General features: G+C 50.6%; 16 protein-coding genes. 2 read left to right on the top strand and 14 right to left on the bottom strand.

The annotated features are described in order from the left end of the window. Window positions 1-9: 9 nt before the first annotated feature. The 13 genes from arc to hrcA form a co-directional block, all read right to left on the bottom strand. Window positions 10-1668: a proteasome ATPase gene (gene arc, locus HMPREF2981_RS08855; protein WP_246825464.1), complete on the bottom strand. Its 1659-nt coding sequence runs from the start codon at window positions 1666-1668 to the stop codon at window positions 10-12. A gap of 273 nt (window positions 1669-1941) precedes the next feature. Further along, window positions 1942-2997: a tRNA (adenine-N1)-methyltransferase gene (locus tag HMPREF2981_RS08850; RefSeq protein WP_004004687.1), complete on the bottom strand. Its 1056-nt coding sequence runs from the start codon at window positions 2995-2997 to the stop codon at window positions 1942-1944. 123 nt (window positions 2998-3120) lie between these two features. Beyond that, window positions 3121-4437 carry a cysteine--1-D-myo-inosityl 2-amino-2-deoxy-alpha-D-glucopyranoside ligase gene (mshC, locus tag HMPREF2981_RS08845; protein ID WP_070662476.1) on the bottom strand — a complete coding sequence of 439 codons (1317 nt, stop codon included), beginning with the start codon at window positions 4435-4437 and terminating at the stop codon, window positions 3121-3123. 95 nt (window positions 4438-4532) lie between these two features. Beyond that, window positions 4533-5366 (bottom strand): undecaprenyl-diphosphate phosphatase, encoded by an 834-nt coding sequence (locus tag HMPREF2981_RS08840; protein WP_172884759.1) that lies wholly within the window; start codon window positions 5364-5366, stop codon window positions 4533-4535. A 136-nt stretch (window positions 5367-5502) separates the two neighbouring features. Further along, complete coding sequence (gene leuA / locus HMPREF2981_RS08835; protein WP_070662472.1) at window positions 5503-7260, bottom strand: 2-isopropylmalate synthase; 1758 nt, start codon at window positions 7258-7260, stop codon at window positions 5503-5505. Window positions 7261-7604: 344 nt separating this feature from the next. Continuing rightward, on the bottom strand, window positions 7605-9035 hold the full coding sequence (locus HMPREF2981_RS08830) for an LCP family protein (RefSeq protein ID WP_013399089.1): 1431 nt from the start codon (window positions 9033-9035) through the stop codon (window positions 7605-7607). Between the two features lie 30 nt (window positions 9036-9065). After that, entirely contained in the window at window positions 9066-10184 is a 1119-nt protein-coding gene (locus HMPREF2981_RS08825) for a GTPase Era (RefSeq protein WP_004004692.1), read from the bottom strand. A 38-nt stretch (window positions 10185-10222) separates the two neighbouring features. After that, a complete protein-coding gene (locus tag HMPREF2981_RS08820; protein WP_070662469.1) occupies window positions 10223-11590 on the bottom strand; it encodes a hemolysin family protein in 1368 nt (455 codons plus the stop codon). 8 nt (window positions 11591-11598) lie between these two features. Then, window positions 11599-12054: an rRNA maturation RNase YbeY gene (ybeY, locus tag HMPREF2981_RS08815; RefSeq protein ID WP_246825462.1), complete on the bottom strand. Its 456-nt coding sequence runs from the start codon at window positions 12052-12054 to the stop codon at window positions 11599-11601. A gap of 65 nt (window positions 12055-12119) precedes the next feature. Next, window positions 12120-13235, bottom strand: a complete 1116-nt coding sequence (locus HMPREF2981_RS08810) for a PhoH family protein (protein WP_070662463.1) — start codon at window positions 13233-13235, stop codon at window positions 12120-12122. Window positions 13236-13281: 46 nt separating this feature from the next. Continuing rightward, window positions 13282-14049 (bottom strand): 16S rRNA (uracil(1498)-N(3))-methyltransferase, encoded by a 768-nt coding sequence (locus HMPREF2981_RS08805; RefSeq protein ID WP_070662859.1) that lies wholly within the window; start codon window positions 14047-14049, stop codon window positions 13282-13284. Window positions 14050-14133: 84 nt separating this feature from the next. Then, the gene (gene dnaJ, locus HMPREF2981_RS08800) at window positions 14134-15270 is read right to left on the bottom strand and encodes a molecular chaperone DnaJ (RefSeq protein WP_004004697.1); all 1137 of its coding nucleotides are present in this window, start codon (window positions 15268-15270) and stop codon (window positions 14134-14136) included. A 97-nt stretch (window positions 15271-15367) separates the two neighbouring features. Further along, window positions 15368-16468 carry a heat-inducible transcriptional repressor HrcA gene (gene hrcA / locus HMPREF2981_RS08795; RefSeq protein WP_070662460.1) on the bottom strand — a complete coding sequence of 367 codons (1101 nt, stop codon included), beginning with the start codon at window positions 16466-16468 and terminating at the stop codon, window positions 15368-15370. Window positions 16469-16698: 230 nt separating this feature from the next. Between hrcA and HMPREF2981_RS08790 the strand changes: the two genes are divergently transcribed. Beyond that, entirely contained in the window at window positions 16699-17550 is an 852-nt protein-coding gene (locus tag HMPREF2981_RS08790) for a DUF3097 family protein (protein ID WP_246825430.1), read from the top strand. A gap of 226 nt (window positions 17551-17776) precedes the next feature. Beyond that, window positions 17777-18184: a DUF4870 domain-containing protein gene (locus HMPREF2981_RS08785; RefSeq protein WP_004004700.1), complete on the top strand. Its 408-nt coding sequence runs from the start codon at window positions 17777-17779 to the stop codon at window positions 18182-18184. Window positions 18185-18497: 313 nt separating this feature from the next. Here HMPREF2981_RS08785 and hemW read toward each other — a convergent pair whose 3' ends face one another. Beyond that, the gene (hemW, locus tag HMPREF2981_RS08780; protein ID WP_070662451.1) at window positions 18498-19769 is read right to left on the bottom strand and encodes a radical SAM family heme chaperone HemW; all 1272 of its coding nucleotides are present in this window, start codon (window positions 19767-19769) and stop codon (window positions 18498-18500) included. Window positions 19770-19879: the final 110 nt, after the last annotated feature.

Here is a 19879-nt window from a genome sequence, read left to right as displayed (position 1 = left end):
TTGGAACGATTAAGGTGTAGTGGCGGTATGTGGCGGCGTGATGGAAAGAATCCTGCCTCGTATTCCGCGTACGGTGAGTGCGTCTTCAACATCAGGTAGGGGCGGCAGCTCAACTTGATCTTCAAATTCTGCGCGTACCGCTTCGAGAAGGTGTCGTGTGGTAATACCTTCTGGTTGGGGTTCATGGGCAATACCGGTGGGAGGTGAGCTTGTGTAGCTGAGGTGTTCCTTGATGGCGTACTTTTTAGCGCGATCCACAATGTTGCGGATAACGGCGCCAGAGACAAAGTCACCGCGATATAGGGTCTCTTCGTGCAGGCGGGGATTATCTGCCGTGTTAATACCCTGGTCCAAAGTTGCTGCTACATAGGCGTTAGCGGAAGTACGAGCGTAAAGCTGTGCGACGGCGGCAGAGATCATGGCTGCTAGCGTCGCATCTGCTGAACCGTGCTTGGCTACTTCGTGGGGATCTAGAGGCAGATCGTCCGTGAGATATAGCCCGAAAATCTCGGTAGCGCCAGAGGCATCTGGGCGGTTAATACGGATTTTCAGGTCAAGACGGCCTGGGCGCATAACTGCGGCGTCAATGAGGTCTTCACGGTTTGTGGCACCGATAACGATAACATTCTGTAAGGATTCAACGCCATCGATTTCAGCAAGAAGCTGCGGAACGATGGTGGTTTCTATATCTGAAGAACGCCCCGTGCCGCGGGTACGGAATAGTGACTCCATTTCGTCGAAGAACACAACGACTGGGTGACCAGCTTGGGCTTTTTCCCGTGCTGCCACGAAAATATCACGGATCTGCCGTTCGGTCTCCCCCACAAATTTATCGAGCAGCTCGGGGCCTTTGATATTAAGGAAATAACCGCGAGTATTTGTACCTGGGTTTAACGCGGCAGCGCGCGCCGCTAGTGAGTTCGCCACAGCTTTGGCGATCATGGTCTTACCGTTTCCGGGTGGTCCGTAGAGCAATATACCTTTGGGTGGCGCCAAATGGTAACGCTCGAAAATTTCTGGGTGCAGGTAAGGCAGCTCAACGGCATCGCGGATCTGCTCAATTTGCGCTCCGAGGCCACCAATATCTTCGTAAGAAATATCCGGAATTTCTTCGAGGACGAGTTCTTGAGAGCGGCTTGCCGGAACTATCCCGGTAACCATCCGGATGCGGCTATCTAGGGTAACTGCATCACCTGTGCGCAGGGAATCGACATCAAGCTCCCCAGAGACACGGGCAACTTGCTGAGCACCAGACGCAGTATCGATGAGTACTTTCTGGGGACTCAGAACCTCACGAATCGTCACAACGTCCCCATAGGATTCATATCCAAGGGATAGAACAGCTTCAGACTGTTCATTGAGGAGCACCGTCATACCCGGTGCCAAGTTTTTACGGTCCAAAAGCGGGGAGAGCGGAATACGCATAAAACGTCCTCCGATTTGGACATCAAGGTAGTCCTCGGTTTCAGCGGGACTCTTATCGTCAGCAGCCTGCGCGTAGGTCATACGCTGTCCCGTACTGACTGCGAGAATAATTCCCGAGTTCAGCGGGGGCATGATCTCTTGTGCTAGTGAAGCCCGTAGCCGCTCAATCTCATATTTGAAGTGAGTAAGTGCCTCAACCAATTTACGATTTTTCTCAGAAGCGGCTCGTAACTGTCGGTTCATATTAGTGCGGGTAGACTCAGCGGCGCTTACACGCCTCAGTAAAGCCTCATACTCTTGGGGGCTTACCGCGCGCGAGGAAGGTATTGGCACCTGACTCTGCGTTGCAGAATAATGCGGCGCGGGGCTTGGCTGACGAGCCGACGACTTGGGATCTGAAGACGATTCCCGAGACGGATTTATATGTTCAGGCGTCAAATCCTTTTCCTCTCATCAGCAAACTTGTCATGGGCGGTGTTTTTGCCCACCGCTGCGGGCCAGGAATACTGGTCAAGCCTACTCGGGTTTATCTAAACCATTGGGCATAGAAGTTTCTTCCTGAGATTCAGCTACAGCCACCCGATGGGCATGCACTGCATGCTCCGCAAGATTTTTAGCGTCCCGTAGAGCACGGCGCACCTTCTTATCAGTAACCTCTCGCTCCCCCACATTCATCGGAATCCAGGCATTCATATCATCATCGGTGAAGTCGTTTTTAGAAGCCCGACGCTTCGGAGAAAGACGAACTGCACCATCTGCAAGGCGCCGGGCTACGATCAGAAAAGCTGTATGCGCAACCATCCGGTGATCTGGACGAACCGCTAACCCCTCAACATGCCAGCCACGTACCATAGTTTCATCGCACTCAGGCTCTGTAAAACGACCATCCGCACGCAGCCCTTCCACCAGACGAGACATTTGGGTTACCGTTGCCACATAACAAATTAACACCCCGCCCGGTGCAAGAGCCTGCGCAACAGCATCCAAACATTCCCAAGGCGCAAGCATATCAAGTACCACACGATCGACACTGCCGGGCTGCTCAACTTCGGGAAGTCTCTCTTGGAGATCGCCAATGCTCAGCTTCCACGCTGGATGCGTTCCCCCGAACATAGTCTCAATATTTGCACGCGCGACCTCAGCGAATTCTTCGCGACGTTCAAAAGAATGCACACAGCCATCATCGCCTACAGCTCGCAACAAAGCGATAGAAAGAGCACCGGAACCAACACCGGCTTCGACAACACGAGCCCCCGGAAAAATATCGGCCTTCACAATAATCTGAGCGGCATCTTTGGGGTACACCACGGCAGCACCACGCGGCATAGACAACACAAAATCTTTGTACAGAGGGCGCAGCGCCTGATAAAGAAAACCGTGAGTGTTCTCAATAACAGTTCCTTCAGGCGCACCGATGAGTTCATCGTGTTTGAGGAACCCTCGATGTGAATGGTACTCCCCACCTTGCTGCAGAGTGATGGTGGTGATGCGACCACGCTCGTCGGTTAATTGCACGCGCTCGCCGGGGCGGAATGAACCACGGCGGTTAATGGCACCGGTGGGAGTGGTCATATGCTGTGTGTCTCCTTGTCACGTAGTTTATTTCTATTCTACCGGTTCTATGGATAAACAAAGGTTCCCATATCAAGACTCAAAGCTTAGTACGGGAACCAGTCGTTCATGGTAGAACCTGTTTTAGAGCACAACTCCTAGGCGTGCTGAGAGCGTGTCTCGAATAAGTTCTCCGCCGCCACAAGGCTCAGCGTTACCATCGCGCACCTGCTCAAGAGCCGAAATAGCCCAAGCGTCAAGTGCCATGAGCGCACCTGATGTTTTCAGATCATCCGCCAGATACTCCCGTACCTTCTCTAGCGCCTGTTCAGCCGCAGATGAATCAGTACCGTTAGCGCTTTCAACCGCCTGACGGTAAAGATCTAGGCGAGCCTGAGCCTTCTTAAGATCCTCATCAGTCCAGAACCAATCTTCACGGTAGTGGTGATCCATAATAGTGAGTCGGATCGTATTGGGGTCAACACCCGCTGCACGAAGTTTAGAAACCAGCACGAGGTTACCGCGGGATTTACTCATCTTATGACCATCAAGTCCCACCATCCCAGTGTGCGCATAGTGCAAAGCATGTGGGCGGTTCGAGACGGCCCATGAATGTCCGGCGCCCAAATCATGGTGCGGGAATTTTAGATCGGAACCACCTGCTTGAACCGTCAGCGGACCATCTATAAATTTACGAGCAATCATCGTGCATTCAATATGCCAGCCGGGACGTCCCTCCCCTAGAGAGCCTGCATCCCACGAAGGCTCACCTTCACGCTTAATACGCCACAAAAGCGGGTCTAAAGGGTCACGCTTGCCCGAACGCTCAGGGTCTCCCCCACGTTCAGAGAAAATACCGAGCATCTCATCGCGGCTCATGTGGCTGACTTCGCCAGGAGTCCAGGAATATCCGTCCTCATTCTGTGGAAGTGCCTGTACCGCCTTTAGATCAAGATAGATATCACCGCCGGGGTGCTGCACACCCTTTTCATCGACATACCCCGCCACACGATATGCCAGGGAACGTTCAACAAGATCCTCAATCACCGGGAAAAGCCATTGAATGGATTCAACGACGCCCACATAATGATCAGGCGGAAGCACATGAAGCGCCTCCATATCGGTCCTGAAAAGTTCAGTCTGCTCTTCGGCAAGTTCTTGCCAATCAACGCCATTAGCAGTGGCACGCTCTAATAGTGGGTCGTCCACATCAGTCACATTTTGTACATAGGTGACATCTACTCCGGCGTCACGCCAAGCGCGGTTGAGTACATCAAAAGCAACGTAGGTTGAAGCATGGCCCATATGCGTTGCATCGTACGGGGTTATCCCGCAGACATATAACCCTGCGTGTTGGGGCTCTTGAAGCTGAACCACAGTGCCCATCGAAGTATCAAAGATCTGCGGTAGTGGCGCCGACCCCGGCAGAGACGGAACTGTGGGCGTATCCCAAGCTCGCATAGGGCTTCCTTTCAACGACCAAAAATCTACCTACAAGCATACCCGCCCAGCTCAACCTAGCGGACGGGTATGACATGGTGAACGCTCAAAGCGTACTACGACGTAATAAAGCCTGTACCCAGGCCTACGAAAATTAGCGTGCCCAGAATAATGCGGTACCACACGAAAATACTGTATGACCGAGTCGATACATACTTGAGGAACCAACCGATGATCAAATAACCAACGACAAAAGCAATCACGGTTGCGATGAGCGTGGAGAGCAAACCGTAATACTCTAGGTGTTCTTGACCGATAACCACTTTACTGGCCTTATAAAGCCCAGACATATACACAGCAGGCATCGCCAGCAGGAATGAGTAGCGGGCTGCAGCCTCACGAGTGTATCCCATGAACAAGCCAGCCATAATGGTGCCGCCCGAGCGAGAAACACCTGGGATAAGAGCTAAGGATTGTGCCAAACCATAGACTAGACCATGATTCATATTGAGGTCTTTAAGCTCTCGTTGTTCCTTACCGAAACGATCGGCCACCGCAAGGAAGACAGCAAAAACGATCAGAAGCGCCCCGACAATCCACAAAGACCTGAACGAGGTGTCGATGTAGTCTTCCAAGAGGAAACCCAGAACACCAATGGGGATTGAACCAATAATAATGAGCCATCCCATACGTGCATCAGGGTCATCTCGCTTGACTTTACCGGTGAGCGAACCGAACCAGGCACGAATAATACGCACAATATCACGCCAGAAAAAGACTAGGACCGCCGTCTCAGTCCCCAACTGGGTAATAGCGGTAAAAGCGGCACCAGGATCAACATTTTCGGGCAACAGTTGACCGACAATGCGCAAATGGGCAGACGACGAGATCGGAAGGAACTCGGTAAGGCCCTGTACGAAACCTAGAATAATTGCTTGAATATACTCCACGATAATCAAGAATACCGTACCTGATAACGCATGTCTGGGTTTGTGAACCGTCGTCCTCACGCGTTCCCTAACAAACAGCAGGGTTCTAGCAGCACATGTACCACTAGAACCCCGTGTTTACAGGCAGGATTTACCTTTAGATGGATGATGAATGCGCTTCATCACGCAACGCACGGTTCACAGCTGAAACCATAGCCTTCAGCGCTGCACGAGTGGTCGAGTCATCCACCCCGATGCCCCAAAGCACACGCGCATCAATAGCAACCTCAATATAGCAGGCAGCGTTTGCGGTTGAGCTGGAGGACATGGTGTGTTCAGAATAATCGAGCACACGCAGATCTACGCCTTCGTCACGAAGAATACTCTGAAGCGCATCCACGGGACCAGTTCCCGTACCGGTACGGGTAAAGAGATGACCATCAATATTCAGCCCTACGCGAAGGGATGTCGAGCCCGTGTCAGCAGACTCAATATTGATCGACTCAATACGATACTTACCCCAACGAGGCTGATCATCAGGAGCAGGCAAGTATTCATCCGTGAAAATATTCCACAGATTTTGCGAGGTCATCTCGCCGCCGTCGGCATCAGTACGAGCCTGCACAATCTGTGAGAACTCAACCTGGGCACGCTTGGGCAAATCCAGGCCGTAATCCTTCTTCAGCAGATATGCAACACCGCCCTTACCAGACTGCGAATTCACGCGGATAATGGCTTCATAGGTGCGTCCCAAATCTCGTGGATCGATAGGAAGGTACGGAACTTCCCAGAAAACCTCGTCCACAGTCTTACCCTGCTCGGCCGCACTAGTTTCAAGAGCTTCAAAACCCTTCTTGATAGCGTCTTGATGCGAGCCAGAGAAAGCGGTAAACACCAGATCGCCGCCATAGGGGGAACGCTCATGAACCGGCATCTGGTTACAATATTCAACGGTTTTGCGGATTTCATCAATATTAGAGAAATCAATCTGAGGATCGACCCCCTGGGTATAGAGATTCAAGCCCAGAGTAACCAGATCGACATTACCGGTGCGCTCCCCATTGCCGAAAAGACACCCCTCAATGCGGTCAGCACCCGCCAAATATCCTAATTCGGCGGCGGCAACACCCGTACCACGGTCGTTATGGGGATGTAGGGACAAAACGATGTGGTCACGGTGATTGAGATGACGGTTCATCCATTCCACAGAGTCTGCGTAAACATTAGGCGTTGCCATCTCAACGGTAGCAGGCAGGTTTACGATGAGCTCGCGACCATTGACGCCGACCTCAAGCTCATCTGCGACGGCATTACATACGCGCGCCGCATACTCAAGCTCGGTCCCCGTAAAAGATTCCGGCGAGTACTCATGCAGAACCTTGGTATCCGTAATCATTTGCTCTTCGTATTTCTTACACAGGCGTGCACCCTGCAGAGCAATATCCAAGATACCGTCTTCATCTTGACGGAATACTACGCGGCGCTGCAGCACAGAAGTTGAATTATAAAAATGAACAATGGCTTGAGGAGCGCCTTCGATGGCTTCAAAGGTACGAGCAATCAGATGCTCTCGCGCCTGTACCAAAACCTGAATGGTGACATCTTCCGGAATATGTCCGTCTTCTACCAGAGTGCGCACAAAATCAAAATCAGTTTGTGACGCTGAGGGAAAACCAACCTCAATTTCTTTGTACCCCATACGAACGAGTAAATCGAACATCGCCAGTTTGCGTTTTGTGTCCATGGGATCGACCAATGCTTGGTTGCCGTCACGCAAATCAACTGCACACCAACGTGGCGCTTGAGTAGCTACATGTGAAGGCCAAGTACGATCCGGCAGATCAACTTTAATCTGCTCGTGAAAAGGACGATATTTATGTACTGGCATGGACGAAGGCTGCTGGAAGTTTTGCATACTAAATTCCTTGAGAATCGTGCCTTGAAATTAGGCTCATAAACGGGTGTGATAAATCGCGAAAATGCGCCGCACAAAATACCCGGAACGGGTGCGGAAATAACTAAGCCCCGTTCCGGCGAATAAGGAGAAGCAGATGCGAAACTGCACAGTCGCCGAGAGTCTTCATATCTCAACGCTACCACGAGACAGAAGAGGAGCTATTTCCCAACACTCCTCTCGTCCATCATATGGAATAGAAATTTTCCAAGACGTACCTGCTGAAGCAGAAGCGGGAGGTGCCGCCTAAGGTTTTAAACCTTAGGCGGCACCTCCCGTAAAGTAGGCGTCAAAGCCTTACTACATTAATAAGCAAATGCATGCTGGCAGGTGGCCTGATCAGCAGTCTGACCGGCAGCTCCACCCGCGATCTGCGAATCTTGTTTCTCCATCGCATCACCACTGGGGAAATCGGTGCCGATGGTAAGCGTTACGCCGGTAACCTGAGCGTTCGGCTCTACCCGCGTGATATTCATCTTTGCAGCAATTTCGCGCGCCTCAGCTTCGTAACCCTCGCCATAAGAAATTGTGGTGGTAGAAACAGATTCGGCAGTACTTGCCGGGGTTACACTTGTGTATCCAAGATTACCGATGATACGAGCAAGGGCTGCAGCACGACCGTCAATGCCCGTAGCGTTATACACGGTGATAGGTATCGACTTATCAAGCTGTGCAGGTGCATTATCGCCTTGCTTAGCTTCTTCAACCTTCAACGACTTATCATCACGAAGGCGCTGGAACACCGACTGCGCCTCAGAGGTAAGCTGCAGGCGGTTGGGATCTTGGTTCCACGGCTCGGTTGGGATAGTTGCAAAAACCACCTCGGACAGGTCGATGCCGCCAATGGTCGCACCGATACCGGCAATCTCGTTGGGATTGCCCAGATCATCATCAACCGTGACGTTCTGGGTGATAGCCTCCGCAATATTCAAAAGTTTATTTGGATTATCGAGTGTTCCCTCTGCCTTGACCTTACGAAGCAGAGCTGACAAGAACCCCTGTTGAGCTTGAATACGACCAATATCAGAGCCATCACCAAAGCCGTGGCGTGAACGTAGGAATGCAAGCGCCTGCTCTCCCTCGACCTTCGAGTTGCCAGCGGGTAGATTCAATCCGCTGTACTCGTCGTTGACGGGGTTATCTACACAGACTTCGACGCCGCCTACTACGCGAGAGAGTTCTTTAACAGCATTGAAATCTACCAGCATGAAGTGGTCAATGTGTACGCCCGTGAGTTTGCTGATAGTAGCTGCCGTACATCCCGGACCGCCGCGTGCCAATGATTCATTGATTTGTATATCATCCTCAGCTTCATAGGCTTTATTAGTCTTGGGGTCGGTGCATTTTGGGATCGAAACCACCAAGTCACGAGGAAAGGACAGCACATTTACGTTCTTGCGATCTGCACTGATCTGCAGGAGCATCATCACATCGGAACGAGCTTCTGAGTTGCGGTCATCATCGTTCCCGTAGGCGCCATTATTACCTTTACGGGTATCCGATCCAATAATCAGAATGTCGAGTGCACCATTTTCAACCGCACCCGTGAAGTCACTAATATTCAGCGGCTCAGTATGCAAATTTGCGCGCAGACGCAGCAGAATAGCTCCGCCGAAGCCCATGAGGACGACCAACATGCAGACGCTCAAGAGCGCAATCCACTTGTTACGCGCCGACTTCATGATGCCGTGGCGCATATGGCGACCACTACTCTTCATAGAAGGTGCCTGAGGCATACCAACTCTCTTTCTATGTATCAGGACCGCTTAAAAACCTAGACGATTCAGCGCTCGGGGATCAGATTGCCACTCTTTAGCTACCTTGACATGAATATTGAGGTATACACGAGTGCCTAGCATAGCCTCAATCTGCTCACGCGCTTGTGTACCAATCTTCCGAAGATGAGAACCACCCTTGCCGATAATAATGTACTTTTGCGATTCGCGTTCCACAAACAGGTTAACATGTACATCCAGCAAGGGGTTATCTTTTGAACGGCCTTCTCGAAAGTTCATTTCCTCAACGGTAACGGCAATAGAATGAGGCAGTTCTTCACGCGCGCCTTCTAAGGCGGCCTCACGCACAAATTCTGCGATCATGGTAGCTTCAGGTTCGTCTGTAAGTTCACCCTCAGGATAGAGTGGAGGTGAAACCGGCATGTAACTTGCTAAAACGTCAGCAACGGCATCGACTTGAAAGTGCTGTACCGCTGAAACCGGGATAATATCAGCCCAACCACCCTGACCGTCATGGACTGTGGGCTCATAATTTTTGCCAGTTCGTCGTTGAGCTGCGGGACCTGAACCTTTGGCAAAAGGTATATTTTTATTGTCTTTCTTGCTACGCGATACACGATTCTCACGATGCGTAGCCCGGCGGGCTCGATCGGCGCGTTCTGCGCTCATTACCTCTTCGCCAAGAGCCTGCACCGCTATAAGCTGTTCAGAAAGCTGATCGTTACCGACAGTATCAGATTTTGTGACTATTGCCACGACAGGTTTATTACTTGAAGCCACCAACTGAGAAGCAATATAACGGTCACCGGGACCAATTTTCTCGTTTGCCGGGATGCAAAACCCCAAGACATCCACTTGAGAAAGAGTGCCCGCAACAAGATCATTAAGTCGCTCCCCCAAAAGGGTACGAGGGCGGTGAATACCTGGAGTATCAACAAGGATCAGCTGATAATCGTCTCGATGCACAATACCGCGAATCGTGTGGCGTGTTGTTTGGGGGCGACTTGATGTAATCGCCACCTTCTGCCCTACCAAAGCATTCGTAAGGGTCGATTTTCCAGCGTTGGGACGCCCCACTAAAGATACAAACCCTGCACGATAATGCTCAGGGAAAGCAGGCTGAGCAGAGCCGCCACGTTCGATATCCATGATTCCTCGTTTCTGATGAAATGCTAAGCGTATAAAAATTAGTTGAATGTTTGCTGAGAAGAAGATGAATCTAGCGGCGTATTGAAGCCTGTGCCCTCCGGTGAGTTTGATTCTTCTCCTAAGTGAGGCTGCGATTCTTGACGGTACACTCGTAACATATCAACTTGATGGCGCCGCCCGCTGCTACCAATGGCACGAATGGTAATACCCTCAACCGTGACTTCAGACCCCACGATAGGTACTTTTCCTAGGTGCTTCGCTAACAAACCGCCTACGGTATCTACATCTTCATCGTCAAGGTCAATCCCAAAAATTTCTCCAAGATCTTCAATGCTTAGGCGCGCCGAAACTTTGAAGCTTCCATCTTCCTGAAGGGAATACTCAGGTTTCTCGTTGTCATATTCGTCCGAAATATCGCCAACGAGCTCTTCGATAAGGTCCTCAAGCGTGACCATACCGGCGGTACCGCCATACTCATCAACAACGACGGCAACGTGCGTTGATTCCCGTTGCATTTGTCGCAAAAGATCCATAACTTTTTTCGATTCAGGCTCAAAACGTGCCTCACGCATAAGAGAGATAATGCTAGGCTCTGGCGCATCACCGCGGCTATAGGCAAGATGAGCCTGCATGCAGTCCTTGAGATATAGGATGCCAAGCACATCGTCGTTTGATTCCCCAATCACCGGCATACGCGAATATCCCGAACGCAGAAAAAGGCTAAGCGCGTTCTCAATACTCTCATTAGCCTCAACAGTCAACATATCTGTGCGCGGCACCATAATAGAGCGGATGCGCGTATCATCAAGCTCGAAAACCGACTGAACAATCTGTGCCTCATCATCTTCAATAGTCTCAGCATCAGAGGCACGATCCAGGAACTCGCGAAGCTCATCTTCGGCAAAAACACCGGCAGGACCATCTAAAACACGCTGTGGTGCTGCCTTATGTACAAGTGCATCAAGAAAAGACGACAACCACCCGAGAGTAATCGCGGTGAAATGCACAGGAGCAGCAAGACCTTTTAACATCACAACCGCGCGGTTTCGGCCTAAAGCCCGGGCCAACACCGTAAGCAGCGGATATCCCACTAACGCGACACATGCCAGAGTAATAAGCCCAGCCAGCCAGTGATGCTCGACTATGCTAAGGATAGCGACCATAAAGGCAAGAGTAGCCACCCCGGTCGTAAGAACCCGCGCCAGCCGCAAGGGATGCGTATACCGCTCGTCATTTCCGGTACTTGCTTCGGTCAAAACCCGCGCAAAAACACTATGTGGGTGTTCTTGCGCGACTTCCTCTGCCTCAGTGCGCGGTAAATAGACAAAGGCGGTTTCCGCAACAGTGATTGTAAACGCTAAAACCGTTGCGATTAGAGCAAGGATAAAGAGTAATAGCCCGACCATAAATACCCCTAATGTCGGGTCTCGACGGGGGCAGCACGTCCCAAGAAGCCTTCAAGCAAAGAGCGTTGAAGCCCAAACATTTCAGCTTCTTCCTGTGCACTGCCATGATCATACCCCAAACAATGGAGAATCCCGTGCGTTGTCAGCAGACATAGCTCATCAAGCGTGGAATGCCCGGCGTCAGCACCCTGACGAGCCGCAACCGGCGGGCAGAGCACAATATCGCCCAGCATACCCTGGGCAAGCTCATCTTCAGTGCCGGGAACAAGCTCATCCATTGGAAAGCTCATGACATCGGTTGCCCCAGGTAAGTCCATCCATTCCAGATGAATCTTCTCCATCTGCTTCTCCCCAACAACGGCGATAGAGAGATAAGTATCTTTGCTTATGAAAAGCTTCGCGAAGATGTAATCCACCAGATTGCTGAGAACTTCAGTATCTACTGACGCAAAAGCATCATAAATAAGCTGAGTCGTGACGTTACCAGGCTTCTCATTAGGGTCCTCAACATGAAAATCAAGTACAGCCACTAGCGTTGTCCACCCTTCTGCTGTGACTGGTTCTCCCCAGACTCACCACCGTTAATTCCGGCTCGATCCAAAAGTTTCTCAGCCGCAGCTTCAATCGTGGCGCGCTTAACTTTACGATTACGTTTACGTTCCATAGCCTTTTGATCTTCGCCCCACTGATCGTACGCGGAGACAATGTTAGACACTAGACTATGGCGCACAACATCAGAGGAATCCAGGGTGCTAAAAACAATGTCATCAACCCCGGTCAAAATATTACGCACCTGTTTAAGCCCCGAAGCTTGGCCACCCGGCAAATCAACCTGTGTAATATCGCCGGTGATTACCATCTTGGAGCCAAAACCTAAACGAGTCAGGAACATCTTCATCTGTTCAGCCGTCGTGTTCTGTGCTTCATCAAGGATGACGAAAGCGTCATTCAATGTACGCCCGCGCATATATGCGAGGGGGGCAACCTCAATTGTTCCTGCCTCCATAAGCTTAGGGATAGCCTCCGGTTCAAGCATGTCGTGTAGAGCATCATAGAGAGGACGCAAGTAAGGGTCAATCTTATCGTTGAGAGTTCCCGGTAAAAAGCCTAGACGCTCGCCTGCTTCTACTGCGGGGCGAGTTAAGACAATTCGGTTAACCTCGCGGCTTTGTAGGGCTTGCACTGCTTTTGCCATAGCTAAATATGTTTTACCGGTACCAGCGGGACCAATGCCGAAGACAACAGTATTTGCGTCAATAGCATCCACATATTTTTTCTGGTTTACCGTCTTCGGGCGAATCGTCGTACCGCGTGTTGAAAGAATACTCGCTGAGAGCGTATGTGCCGGATTTGAAATTTCATCACCGAGCATACCCATCAGACGATGGATAACTTGTACTGTAATCTGTGTACCGTGACTAGCGAGTACACGAAGTTCATTGAGAAGCTTCGCAACCGTGGTAACAGACACGGACGGACCGGAAATAAGAAGATCAAGATCCTTGGGACGAATTGAAATATTGTCAAAATAGTCCTCAACAATAGTGAGATGCGCGTCTTGAGGACCAAGAACCGCTATCATCTCTGCGGCGCTTTTGAAAGATACGGTACGTGCCGTTGAGAGAGGTCGTGAGGTAGTCGTCAAAAGTAAGCTCCTTGGCTTGTTGGTTCTTAAATAAGTGTAACGTTACTTACCAGCGTCCCAACACTACGTTGATAGTGCACAGTGCTGCGGCACCAGCAGTGGAGGCTCGCAGAATTTCAGTTCCTAACAGTGCTTTGTGCGCACCCGCCCGCGTGAAAAGTTCGATTTCCCGCTCGGTGATGCCTCCTTCAGGTCCTACAAGAATATAAATTCTGGTGGGATTATCAGGGCTGTACCCAATCTTTCGCAGATATTCGCTTAAGGGTTCAGTGGCCTGTTCATGCAGAATATAGACATACGCTCCCTGAGCCGTGAGCTCGCGTATATGTTCTGCGAGTTCCTGCGAAGAATACAGCTCTTCCACGGTAGGAATGAGTGCTCGACGCGATTGCTTAGCGGCGGCAGAGACAGTATTTTGCCACTTTTGGTGAGCTTTAGTAGCGCGTTCCCCTTTCCACCGCACGATAGAGCGATCGGCACTCCACGGGATAACGCTCCGAATTCCAAGTTCGGTGCCGGTCTCAATTGCCAATATGTCTCGGTTATCTTTGGCGAGTGCCTGCACAAGGGAAACTGAGAGGCTGTTATCATCCTTATCTAAGTTTTGGACTGTAACTTCAAGTCCTTTAGAGGAAATCGCTGAAACAATACCGTGGATACGATGCCCTTGGCCGTCTGCAAGGTCAAGGTTCTCCCCTATAGCTAAGCGTTTCACCTTGGCGTGATGCGCTTCCGGGCCAGTTAGAGTAAATGTACTCCCTGCCGTGCAGCTGGCTAGCTCTTTGGCGGTAATGTAGAAAATGGGGGCGCTCATAAGATCCTTGATAAAGCTGTATCCGAAGTGTTTCATCTTACCGTACTAGGATTTTCAGAACACTTCGGATACAAAGAATGTTGTCTATTTAAATTGGTCTTTGAGTCGCGAAAAAAGACCATGTTTTTGTTTGACGTGGGTGCCTTCGTGCAAGTCTTCTCCACGAAGTTCAGCGAATTTTTGGAGCAACTCACGTTGTTCGGAGTTTACATTGGTCGGTGTTGTGACCTGAATACGTACCTGTAGGTCTCCGCGTTTATCGGAGTGAAGGCGGGTAACACCTAAGCCGTTCAAAGTTACGATGTCGCCGCTTTGTGCGCCTTCAGGGATGGTGATCTCTTGAACCCCATCGAAGGTTTCTAAGGGTACGGTGGTTCCTAAAACGGCTGCGACCATAGGAATATTCACCGTTGTGGTGAGATTATCACCATCGCGAACAAAGTATTTATCGCGCTTAACGTTGAGATCAATATAAAGATCGCCATTGGGACCACCATTGAGTCCAGCTTCGCCTTTACCTCGCAGACGTATGCGGGCTCCGTCATTAACACCGGCGGGAACGGTGAAGGTCAGCGGGAGTTTTTCGCCCACACGGCCCTGTCCGTGGCATTCTGGGCAGCGGTGTTTGATGACGGTGCCATATCCCTGACAGCTGGGGCACTCTACCTGCTGCATGACGGTTCCTAGGATGGATTGAACACGGCGCTGCATGAATCCCTGGCCATGACAGGTCTCACAGGTTTCGGGGTGGGTTCCGGGAGCGGTTCCTTCACCTTCACAGGATTTACAAGTGACGGCCGTGTTAAGCTCTACAGTCTTTTCGACGCCAAAAACTGCGTCTTTAAGGGATATCGAGACGTTGATAAGTGCGTCTTGTCCCTGGCGTACGCGGGATGCGGGACCGCTTTGTCCACCGCCTCCGGTAAACATATCGAAGAGGTCTTGGAACCCGAAACTTCCTGAGCCAAAGCCGCCGAACCCTCCTGCGCCTCCAGGGAATCCTGCACGACCCTGTTCATCGCCGGTAGCGTCGTAATTACGGCGTTTCTCGTTATCTGAGAGTACTTCGTAGGCGAGGGTTACACGTTTGAATTCCTCAGCTGCCTCTTCGGATGGGTTAACGTCGGGGTGCAGTTGACGCGCCTTTTTACGGTACGCTTTTTTGATCTCTTCGGGGCTTGCATCCTTCGAGACTCCAAGAGTTGAGTAGTGATCGCTCACGTGTTTCTTCTATCCTTTTCGTACCGGAGTGCTCCGGATATGGTGTCAATATAAAATCGGTAAGTTTACGGGGTTCTGAGGAATTACTCGCACGATGTCATGATGCTCGTGTGCCTAAGACATGACCTAGATAGCGAGCTACCGCGTTCACCGCCGCAATGTTACCACGGTAATCCATGCGGACTGGACCCACCACGCCAAGTTTTGCCGTATGCTTCCCCAAGGCGCCTTCATTATCTGGTAAATGTTGTTTGTTGTATGAAACTACAACGGGTGAATCGTATTCACCAGTGACAATAGAAGCTCCTTGAAGCGCTTGCTCCGTATTCTCGTGACCGATCCTTACACTGTACCCGGCTTCTTGAACCGATGCGTGAGACAGCACGCGAAGCAGCGTAACTTGTTCTTCGAGCGCATCCAAAATGGGAGCTATGCTCGCCGAGAAGTCGTCGTGACTTCGTGCTAGGTTTGAGGTGCCAGAGATCGCGAAGCGAATATCTCGTTCAAAATAAGGTTGTGCTCGCAGATGATCCACGATAGCTTCGGTGAGTTCCGGAGAACGGCCTCGCAACGCTGGATGATGCGCTTCTGGCAGCAATGCACTTATGTTTTCGAAAGGTAAACCCTGAAGCATTTTAAGCAGGTTTTCTTTAATCGCTGCAAGAGCTGATACAGTTTCATCATGCGCTAAGGCTGTAGTCTCTGGCAGTATCACAGTGACCCGGTGGATTGTGCCAAGATCACTGATAAGCAATGCTAAGAGCGTGCGTGAATCCAGGGGTACGAACTCAAGATGCAAGAGAGTTCCAGCGTTACGTGTTGGGTACTGGATAAGCGCCACCTGATGCGTGAGATGCGCAAGTGTTCGGGTGGCGGCTTCAATCATATCTTCTACGCTGTGTGCGCTTTCAAGAATTTGCCGTAACGCCGACACTTGGGTTGCAGAGAGAGCACGCGGCGCGGCTAGAGCATCGACGAAGAACCTGTATCCCTGTTCTGTAGGAATACGCCCAGCGCTGGCGTGCGGTGCGCTCAAAAGTCCCTGTTCTTCTAAAGCTGCCATATCATTGCGTATCGTGGCACTGGATACTTGAAGATGGTGGCGCTGTGCCAGCGTCTTTGAACCTATGGGTTCGCCTGTGCGCACGTAGTCTTCAACGATTGCCTGCAATATGCGCATGCGGCGTTCGTGTGACATGGTACTCCTTGCGACCCTATCGGTGGTTAATAATCTGGCAAAGCATAATCTGGCACTCTTGTTGAGAGAGTGCTAAAAACTACTTTTATCATAGCCGGGTAGCCCCTAGCGGTACTAGTCTTTCGCCAGAAGCGAGTTATCAATACTTTAGAATTGGATGGGTTCTGCCAAAAGCTAACCTGCGGAAACCAGGCAATATCCGTGGTGCCGTTGTACGAAGGATGCAAGATATGAGTGAACGATACGCTTGGGGTGCACAAGATCTATCACGTGCCTCAATAAATAACAGGCCTGCTCCTCCTCGTCGGGTCGAGCTAAAACGCGGGATGGTCCTTGAGGATCTTAACGGGTGGGTTGGCGAAGTAGTGCGTGCCGAACGTATCGGTGGAGAAATATTTTTCGGGCTTGAAGACGCTCACGGACGGGTCAAAAATTTTCCTTTAGGAATCGGGTACTTTCTTGAGGGCGAACCGGTTGAGATTGTTGCCCCAACACCACGAAAGACCTCAGGGCGCAAAATTTCTCGTTCTGGTTCGGTAGCAGTTGAAAACGCTCCAGCGCGGGTGGCGTGCGCATCCAGAATCTGGGTTGAGGGGCTTCATGATGCGGAACTCGTCGAGAAAGTGTGGGGCCATGATCTGCGGGTTGAAGGTATTGTGGTCGAGCCCCTTCATGGTGTTGATGATTTAGCAACTGCCGTTAAAGAGTTCTTCCCCGGCCCAGAGCGACGACTTGGAATTCTTGTGGATCATCTTCTGAAAGGCACCAAGGAAGAACGTGTTGTGGCGGAGGCTTTAGCTGTTCCCGGCGCTGCTGGAAATATTAAGATTGTGGGGCACCCTTTCATTGATATTTGGCAGGCCGTCAAGCCGCAGGTTCTCGGAATTCCGGCATGGCCGCAGGTGCCTCGAGGTGAGGACTGGAAGAAAGGAATTCTACGTCGGTTGGGACAGCCACATCAAAACCAGGAAGACGTGGCAAACGCCTGGAAACGTATTCTTTCCCGAGTTGACTCTTATTCCGATCTTGATCCTACGCTGCTAGGACCTGTTGAGTCGCTCATTGATTTTCTGACTGAATAAGGTAATGTGAGTAGCTCAGGTTGTCTATGCCGCGCCTCTGGCGAGGCGTTCGGTAAAACACGTTACAATAAATAAGGATTTTAGGTTGTACAGGTGCACCAATTGAGGCATGTGTACGGCAGAGCAAAATAGACGAGTAATAATCAGGATTTCTGTGGTTCAAGATACTCGCCCGGAGGGGCATAAACGAAACATTACACCTTTGCCTGTGTCGCAGGACCGGAGCATGGCGACTTTTGCTCACTTTAGCGGCATCATCGGGTTTTTGCCTGCCGCTGCTATCTACTATTTGTATCGTGACCGCGCCCCCTTCACTGAGCAAGAGTCACGTGAAGCCATGAACTTTACGCTTCTGCCTTCAATCATGATTCTTGTTCTTCTCATTTTGAGCTTCGTACCCGGCATGGCAAGCCTCATGATGTTCTTTACTGCTATTCTGTGGCTTTATATGGCGATCAGTTCCGTAATTGCGGGCATCTACGCCGCCCAAGGAGAACCTCATAGGTACAAGCTCAACCTGCGTATCCTTGACCTTTTCCTCAAGCCTGCTGAAGACTTCAAAGAAAAGAAGAAGCAGCACCGAGAAGAAATGGAAGGGCAACAGCAACAACAGGCAGCCGAGCGCCGCGTATAAACAGACTTATACATCGTATAAGGCACCCCGGGTCACTATTTCGATATGGAATATGTGGCCCTTTATTTTTATACGCATATTACATACCATATAAAACGCCTGTTAACGATTGAAGGCCCCTGATACACAAGGGACCTTCAACCGTATTCACTCAACTTCAGCAAAGACGACAACACGCTGTAACATATACCGTCCTGCCAATATAAACTCTACCTTAGTTTCAACCTAATGTCTAGTAATTCAATTATTTTATCCTGAAAGTTAAGGCAATTATATTTTTGGGGTAAGTATTCTCGCATATTTTACGAGACATTTATTTTATATCTGGAAGTAATTCTCGAGTAACAGCATCACCTAAAAGTCGGCCCTGCAACGTAAGTTTTACTGAAGCATCAGGGTTGGGCGCACCAGTATTTGTAAAAATGTCGGGTTCAATAAGTCCTTGTGCGAGCAACCATTGTAAAGAATCCCCCAAGTCAGCGGCAGGATGCACGGCCAGAAGCTCGCTCATAGGCAAACCTCCACGTACTCGAATCAGCAGCATAATTGCCTCAAAAGAACGAGTTCCTGAGTCTAAAACTTCTCGCGCTGCGGCCGGTGATTCCCCAGCCCGAACACGATGTGCATAAGGAATGGGATGTTTAATATTCCACCACCGGGTACCGTTTATATGTGAATGTGCTCCCGGTCCTATTCCCCACCAGTCTTGATTACGCCAATACGCCATATTATGGTCACTTCGAGTATGCTCAGACCGAGAATAATTCGAGACCTCATACCACCGATATCCGGCTTGCATGAGAAGATCTTCTGCACGCAAATACATATCTGCCATGAGGTCATCATCAGGCATTGTATATTCACCGCGCCGAATTTGTGCGGCAAGTTTAGTACCGTCTTCAACAATCAAAGAATATGCAGAAATGTGGTCTGGCTGATAAGAAATCGCCGCTTGCACACTTTGCTCCCACTGCTCCAGCGTTTCTGACGGAGATCCATAAATTAAATCTATCGATACTTGAAGACCAATATCTCGCGCCCACGCCACAACTTTAGGAACATTTTCGGGTGTATGGGTACGGTCAAGAACTTTCAAAACCTCGGGCACAACAGATTGCATACCAAAAGAAACACGCGTAAATCCGCCGTCTTTTAACGTCTGCAGATCCTCATAGGTGACAGAGTCAGGATTAGCCTCGGTGGTGACCTCAGCACCATCTTCGATACCGAAAATATCAATTGCAGTTTTCAGGATGCGCACCAAATCATACGCAGGGAGTTTCGTGGGCGTACCCCCGCCGAAGAATACCGTATGCAACGGCCGCTTTACCACCCCGGATGCTTCAAGAGTGCGAGCGGCAAAGAAAATCTCAGCTGTAGCATCGTCCGCATACGTACCCAGCCCTATCCCGTCACCAAAATCTTCGGTGGCATAAGTGTTGAAATCACAATACCCACATCGCACCGAGCAGAACGGAATATGTACGTAGAGGCTAAAATCACGGTTTTGGCACCCGTGCGCACACGAGGCTGGGATGCGTCCGTCACGCGGCGCGGGCGCGCCAACCGGTTGCGCGGGTGCCATACAATGCCTCCTTCATGAGAATCTAGCCGAGTGCGTGTGCGCAAAAATGATGGGTAGAGACGCTCTTTTCTTGGAGTCAGGTCTCTACCCGCAAGAAAGACGGTAAAGAT

It is taken from the genome of Rothia sp. HMSC069C01, from assembly GCF_001814655.1.
GTDB classification, from domain to species: Bacteria; Actinomycetota; Actinomycetes; order Actinomycetales; family Micrococcaceae; genus Rothia; species Rothia dentocariosa.
This window is presented reverse-complemented; position numbering and strand designations above follow the sequence as displayed.